Origin of the sequence: Peribacillus sp. YIM B13482 (assembly GCF_042787975.1) — a bacterium.
Taxonomy (GTDB): Bacteria; Bacillota; Bacilli; order Bacillales; family DSM-1321; genus Peribacillus; species Peribacillus simplex_A.
This window is the reverse complement of sequence record NZ_JBHZPF010000057.1, coordinates 21,175-28,301: the sequence shown is the minus strand read 5'-3', so window position 1 is coordinate 28,301 and position 7,127 is coordinate 21,175. Positions and strand designations below refer to the sequence as shown.

General features: G+C 38.9%; 5 protein-coding genes. All 5 read left to right on the top strand.

Annotated features, from left to right (window positions below; translation table 11 throughout):
- The first annotated feature begins 152 nt into the window (after positions 1-152).
- The 5 genes from ACFX4L_RS21190 (at position 153) to glgA (ending at position 7,097) form a co-directional block, all read left to right on the top strand.
- Positions 153-1,166: a glycoside hydrolase family 15 protein gene (locus ACFX4L_RS21190; RefSeq protein WP_377386175.1), complete on the top strand. Its 1,014-nt coding sequence runs from the start codon at positions 153-155 to the stop codon at positions 1,164-1,166.
- Positions 1,167-1,425: 259 nt separating this feature from the next.
- A complete protein-coding gene (gene glgB / locus ACFX4L_RS21185) occupies positions 1,426-3,354 on the top strand; it encodes a 1,4-alpha-glucan branching protein GlgB (protein ID WP_377386180.1) in 1,929 nt (642 codons plus the stop codon).
- Positions 3,354-4,520, top strand: coding sequence for a glucose-1-phosphate adenylyltransferase (locus ACFX4L_RS21180; RefSeq protein ID WP_061463364.1), 1,167 nt, complete (start codon positions 3,354-3,356; stop codon positions 4,518-4,520). The genes glgB and ACFX4L_RS21180 overlap by 1 nt, the downstream gene beginning before the upstream one ends.
- A 17-nt stretch (positions 4,521-4,537) precedes the next feature.
- Complete coding sequence (glgD, locus tag ACFX4L_RS21175) at positions 4,538-5,644, top strand: glucose-1-phosphate adenylyltransferase subunit GlgD (RefSeq protein WP_061463363.1); 1,107 nt, start codon at positions 4,538-4,540, stop codon at positions 5,642-5,644.
- A 16-nt stretch (positions 5,645-5,660) separates the two neighbouring features.
- Positions 5,661-7,097, top strand: coding sequence for a glycogen synthase GlgA (glgA, locus tag ACFX4L_RS21170; protein ID WP_377386171.1), 1,437 nt, complete (start codon positions 5,661-5,663; stop codon positions 7,095-7,097).
- Positions 7,098-7,127: the final 30 nt, after the last annotated feature.

The window sequence follows — 7,127 nt, the reverse complement described above, 5'->3', positions numbered from 1 at the left end:
AGTCTCGCACTTCCGCTCCAATCAACCTTAAATAGTTTCGTTTTAAAAACAACAATCTTTACGAAAAGAGCCAAAATGAATGATCCAACGTTTAGAAAATGGGAGTCTGTCAACAATGGGAATAAGTAAATAACTATGGAGGTGTTCAATTAATGAATGTTAATGGTGCCCTAGAGGTTCTTGATCGCATGCGGCTTCCTAATGGCGCGTATACTGCAAGCGTTTCCGATGATTATAATTATGTCTGGATAAGGGATGTCGTTTATACAGTACTGCCATTTATAAATGATCCATCCAATCGTTATGAGAAAGCATATCATGCTTTATTCGACTTATTTCAATCCTATGAGTGGAAGATAGATATTCATACAGAACAGAAACCCCAGTATCTTTATGAACATATCCATGCACGGTATTCCACTGAACTGGAAGAACTGACTGATGAATGGGGGCATGCCCAAAATGATGCGATAGGTGCCTTTTTATGGGGTGTCGGAGAAGGATATAAGCATGGAAAAAAGGTGATAAGAAATCAACGTGATTTACAAATCGTTCAAAAGTTGGTCAATTACTTGGAATGCCTGCAATATTGGCAGTCGGAAGATAACGGGATGTGGGAAGAAAATATCGAAATTCATGCTTCAAGCATCGGTGCATGTGTTGCTGGTTTGAATTCAGTCAAGATGCTGGTCAACGTTAAGGAGGAACTGATAATGAAGGGAGAAGAAACACTTCGTTTCCTACTCCCGAGGGAAAGTTATTCAAAAGAGACGGATCTAGCCCTTTTATCCTTAATTTATCCTTATCGACTGGTAGATCGTGAAATAGCCCTTAAAATATTGAAGAATGTCACAGGGCGCCTTGAAAGAACAAAAGGTTGTATACGATATGAAAAGGACCTTTATTATAATGAAGGCCAGGAAGCGGAATGGTGTTTCGGTCTTCCGTGGCTGGGCTTATGCTACCTTGAACTTGGCATGATGAACAAAGTAAAGGAATATACAGATAAAACGAAAATGATCATTCCAGAAAATTGGGAAGTCCCTGAGTTATATATTGGAGGCAGTAATATTCCAAACAGGAATACTCCCCTGGCATGGTCAGTCTCATTATCCTATTTATTCTTAAAGAAAACTCACATGATCCGAACTGAACAAGTAACATGAAGCATTCATACATGATTCCTTAAAGCTCTTTCCTATAAAATGGGGAGGGCTTTTATTAGAATAACAATATTTTTACATTAAATGGTCTTTTTCTACAGAAAAGTGTTTTAATTTTCAAAAAAAGGGCATTTTATTATAATAAGTTCACCTCCATTTGAAGGATTAATATCATTTACACCGAATATATATAATAACTGGGGAACGATGGGTAAAATACTATCGAGTTAATACTGATGGAGGGGTTTTATTGAGTACAATTATGGACCAGCTACAAGAGAATTATCCAAGCGATTTCGATTTATATTTGTTTCATGAAGGCACCCTTTATGAAAGCTATAAAATGCTTGGGGCACACATTGTAACATCATTAGGTAATGAAGGAGTACGCTTCGCCGTTTGGGCCCCCCATGCCAAGCAAGTTTCAGTAGTCGGTAATTTTAATAATTGGGACGGAAATAATCATGCGATGAAACGGATCGAGCGTTCAGGCGTCTGGGTGTTGTTCGTACCAGGACTTCAAGAAGGGGAACTTTATAAATACGAAATACATACACCTGGAAATAAACGTATCCTAAAAGCCGATCCATATGCCTTCTATTCGGAAGTCAGACCAAAAACAGCCTCGGTCATTAAAAGGCTGGATAATTTTGAATGGCAAGATTCGAAGTGGATAGCCGATAGGAAAAAGGAAAATATCTATCATAAACCCATGTCCATATATGAAGTACACCCTGGAACATGGAAACAGACAGAAGATGGTGTATTTTATTCGTACCGTGAATTGGCTGATAGATTAGTTGATTATGTGATTGATAATAGTTTTACACATATTGAAATCATGGCCATAATGGAACACCCATTTGATAAATCGTGGGGATACCAGGTCACAGGCTATTATTCCGTTACCAGTCGTTACGGTTCACCGGAAGATTTTAAATATTTAATTAACCTTTGCCACCAAAAGGGCATTGGCGTCATCCTTGACTGGGTCCCCGCCCATTTTTGTAAAGATGCACATGGACTTTCCCGTTTTGATGGTACGCCACTCTATGAACCAATTGATCATACTAGGGCAGAGCGTCCGTTATGGGGGACATACAATTTTGATTTTACTAAACCGGAAGTAATCAGTTTTCTTATATCAAATGTGATGTTTTGGATGGATGTATACCATATTGATGGGGTCCGTGTCGATGCGGTATCGTCAATGGTTTATTTAAATCATGATAATCCCTTGCCGGTTAAGCTGAAAAACCAGTTTGGTGGTGAGGAAAATATAGAAGCCATACAATTTTTGCAAAAACTTAATGAGGTGGTTTTCAATAAATATCCCCATGCATTAATGATGGCTGAAGAAGCAACAGACAGGCCGCTTATAACATCACCTACCGATATCGGAGGCCTGGGTTTTAATTACAAATGGAATATGGGATGGACTAACGATATTCTTCGTTACATGAAACTTGAAACGAATGAAAGGCCAAATCACCATAGCCTCTTAACATTTTCATTGTTCTATGCTTTTTCAGAAAATTTCGTTTTACCCTTTTCACATGATGATGTAGTTCATGGCAAGAGGTCTTTATTGAATAAGATGCCAGGTGACTATTGGCAGAAATTCGCTAACTTACGGTTGCTCTTTGGGTATTTCATGACACATCCTGGAAAGAAACTTCTCTTTATGGGCGGTGAATTTGGCCAGTTCATAGAATGGAAAGATGAGGAACAATTGGATTGGCTGCTTTTGAAATATGAATCTCACGAAAAGCTGGCATATTACTTCCGTACCCTTCAGGAATTTTATAGGCAAACTTCCTCTCTATGGAGATTGGATCATGTCCAGGAGGGATTTGAATGGATAGATCCAAACAATAGTAGTCAGAGTATCATAACCTATATGAGAAAAGGTAAACGTAAAGGTGATTATTGTATTGTTGTCTGTAATTTCTCTGCACAGGCCCATGCTCATTATCAAATAGGTGTGCCATCCCAGGGGAAATATATAGAGGTCTTCAGCAGTGATTCAGTAGCTTTCGGAGGATCTGGTCAGGTCAATGAAAAACCCATTAATGTCAAAAAAGAATCATGTCATAATCAACCATACAGCATGGAAATAACCGTACCTCCTTTAGGCATATCAATTTTTATGAAGCAAACAAAAAAAAGACGGGGGAGAGTGAACGAATAATGGGAGCGAAAAAATGGATAGCAATGTTATTGGCAGGAGGCCAGGGTTCGAGGTTAGGTGAATTGACAATCGGTTTGGCAAAACCAGCGGTACCCTTTGGCGGTAAGTATAGGATCATCGATTTTCCATTAAGTAACTGCACTCATTCTGGTATTGATACGGTTGGGGTACTGACCCAATACCAGCCATTGATTCTAAATGATTATGTGGGTAATGGCAAAGCTTGGGATCTGGATCTGGATGTTGGCGGAGTTTCCGTTCTTCCCCCTTATCAAGGGAAAGAAGGCGGTGAGTGGTATAAAGGGACGGCAAACGCCGTTTATCAAAATATCCAATACATTGATAACTATAATCCGGAACATGTACTGATTCTCTCCGGTGATCATATTTATAAGATGGATTACAGTAAGATGCTGGATTATCATATCGAAAAAAATTCAGAGGCAACCATAGCTGTCATTCAAGTGCCATGGCAGGAAGCAAGCCGTTTTGGGATTATGAATACCAATGATGATGATAAAGTCACCCAATTCGATGAAAAACCAAAGTATCCAAAGAGTAATCTCGCATCCATGGGAGTATACCTTTTCAATTGGAAGAACCTAAGACGGTATTTAATAAACGATGAAAAAGATGCAAACTCTTCTAATGATTTCGGTAGCAACATCATTCCCAAGATGCTAGAAGATCGAAAAAAACTGTATGCCTATCGTTTTAATGATTATTGGAAAGATGTTGGAACGGTCGAAAGCCTTTGGCAGGCCCATATGGATTTATTGGAGGAAACGCCAAATTTCCAGTTGGATGATCAGCAGTGGAAAATTTTTGCGCGCAATGCAAACCACCCTCCGCAATATATCTCATCAGATGCCGAGGTTAGTCAGTCGCTTATCAATGAAGGGTGCATGATACATGGAAATATTGAACATTCCGTTTTATCGTATAATGTACAGGTGGGCTATGGGTCAACCATAAAAGATTCAGTCATCATGCCTAATGTTACGATTGGTGAAAACGTTCATATAGAAAGAAGCATCATAGCCAGCAATTGTGTTATAGAAGATGGTGCAGTAGTTGGCAATTCAGCGGTTACATCCGATATCACCTTAATTGGCGAAAATCAGACCATTGTCAATCCAAACAAAAAGAAGATCACTCTTAACTAGAAAAAGGGGAAGATCCTATGGAAAATGTGTTGGGTATTATTAACTTAATCAATGAAAGACAACATTTAAAAGAGCTGACCGCTCACCGTAATGTAGCATCAGTGCCATTTGGTGGACGCTACCGTTTGATTGACTTTACGATGTCGAACTTCATAAATGCGGATGTATCAAAGGTGGCCGTTTTCCCAAAAGAAAAATATCTCTCAGTCATGGATCATCTTGGCTCAGGAAAAGAATGGAACTTGGATCGGCGTTCAGGAGGATTATACATCTTGCCCCCTATCCATCCGGATGAAACTGTAACAGGCGATATGAAGCAATTCTATGATCACCTCAGCTTTTTTGAACGTGCAGCGGCAGATACTGTCATCATTTCCCCTGGAAGCCATGTATGTAAATTGGATTTCAATGATGTGCTTGATTATCATAAAAAACATAAAGCGGATATTACGGTCGTTTATAAGGATTATGTAGGGGAATTAATAGAAAAGCCAATCTATCACACTTGCTCAGTAGATTCGGATGATGACATCACGGACATAAGCTTTTATACCATCCCTAGACCTGGTGACCATGTTTGCCTCGAAACCTTCATCATAAGTAAAACCTTATTGGTGAACTTGATCAAAAGCTGTGTTGCCAGTGGAGAATATGACTTTTTGAAAGATGCTGTGAAAGCCAATCTTCACCGTTTTACTGTCAAAGGCTACAATTTTACTGGAGATATGCCATTCATCCATTCCATTGAAAGTTTTCATTCCAGTAATATGAATTTCCTGAACCCTTCTGTTATCCGTTCTTTCTTCGGAGACACTTGGGATGTTTATACAAAAATCAAACATGAGGCACCGACCAAATATTCACGATCATCGAAGGTTACCAATTCATTGATAGCCAACGGTTGTGATATTGAAGGGACTGTCGAAAACAGTATACTCTTCCGTGGAGTAAAGGTAAAAAAGGGAGCGGTTATAAGAAATAGCATCATCATGCAAAAAGGCGTGATTGAAGAAGGTGCTATCGTGGAAAATATCATAACCGATAAAGAAGTGAAAATTACTAGTGAAAAATCAGTTATTGGTTTAAAACAGCCAGTTGTAATAAAAAAAGCGGAAGTCATTTAAAAGAGGAGGTGCGGCAATGAATGTTGTATTTGCTGCTTCAGAATGCGCCCCTTTTATAAAAACGGGAGGGCTCGGAGACGTTATAGGTGCGCTCCCTAAAGCGCTAAAAAAACAGGGAGTCCATGTAAGTGTCATCCTTCCTAAATACGGGGATCTGCCTAACCGATTTAAACAGGAAATGAAACATATGACGAGTATTGAAGTTCCTGTTGGTTGGCGCCAGCAATTTTGTGGTATCGAAAAACTTGTTGCAAATGGAATTACATATTATTTCTTGGATAATGAATATTATTTTAAACGGCATGGGAGTTATGGTTTTTTTGATGATGGCGAAAGGTTCGCCTTCTTTTCCCGTGCAATATTAGAGGTTTTACCCTATTTAGAAAAAAAGCCGGATGTCATACACTGTCATGATTGGCAAACAGGCCTTGTCAGTGCTTTGCTGAAAGCCCATTATCATAACCATCCTTTCTATCAGGATATTAAAACGATATTTACAATACATAATTTACGCTATCAAGGAGTTTATCCTAAAGCTGTTTTAGCAGAATTACTGGATTTAAGTGAATTATATTTTAATATCGATGGTCTTGAATTCCATGGAAATGTAAGTTATTTGAAAGCTGGCTTAGCTTTCTCTAACATAGTCACAACTGTAAGCCCAAGTTATTCCGAAGAAATTCAGAGTCCCTATTTTGGGGAAAACCTGGATGGGTTTTTAAGGAAAAGAAATGGTGACCTTAAAGGGATTATCAATGGAGTGGATTATGAGGAATATAATCCTGCGGAAGATGAACATCTTCCTGTTCCATTCGATTCCTATGAGGGTAAGATGGAGAATAAACGTGAGTTACAGAAATCGTTGGATCTTCCAGTCAATGATGATGTCCCGGTCATATCAATGGTGACCAGGCTTGTTGATCAAAAAGGAATGGATCTTATTCTCCATGTTTTTCATGAAATGATGAACCAAGGAATTCAATTCATTCTTTTAGGTACGGGTGATGAGCAATATGAATCTGCATTTCGCCATTTAGCTGACCAATATCCAAATCAGGTTTCAGTAAATACATATTTTGATGAGGGTTTAGCAAGACGCATATATGCAGGTTCTGATTTATTTCTGATGCCGTCCCAATTCGAACCATGTGGAATTGGCCAACTATTGGCGCTTCGTTATGGTACTCTGCCGTTAGTGAGGGAGACAGGCGGACTTCGTGATACAGTCATTCCGTATAATCAATTTACTGGTGAGGGGAATGGTTTCAGTTTTACGAATTATAATGCACACGATATGCTTCATACAATTGAACAATCAGTTGGGCTCTACAAATTCCAGCCCAAAAGATGGAGGAAGATGGTCGAAAGTGCAATGAAGTTAGACTTCAGTTGGACATCATCTTCCATAAAGTATATTGAGCTGTATGAAAGTCTCATCCCTGTCATGAAGTGATAATTGGATAGGTAATACATAAAACACTTG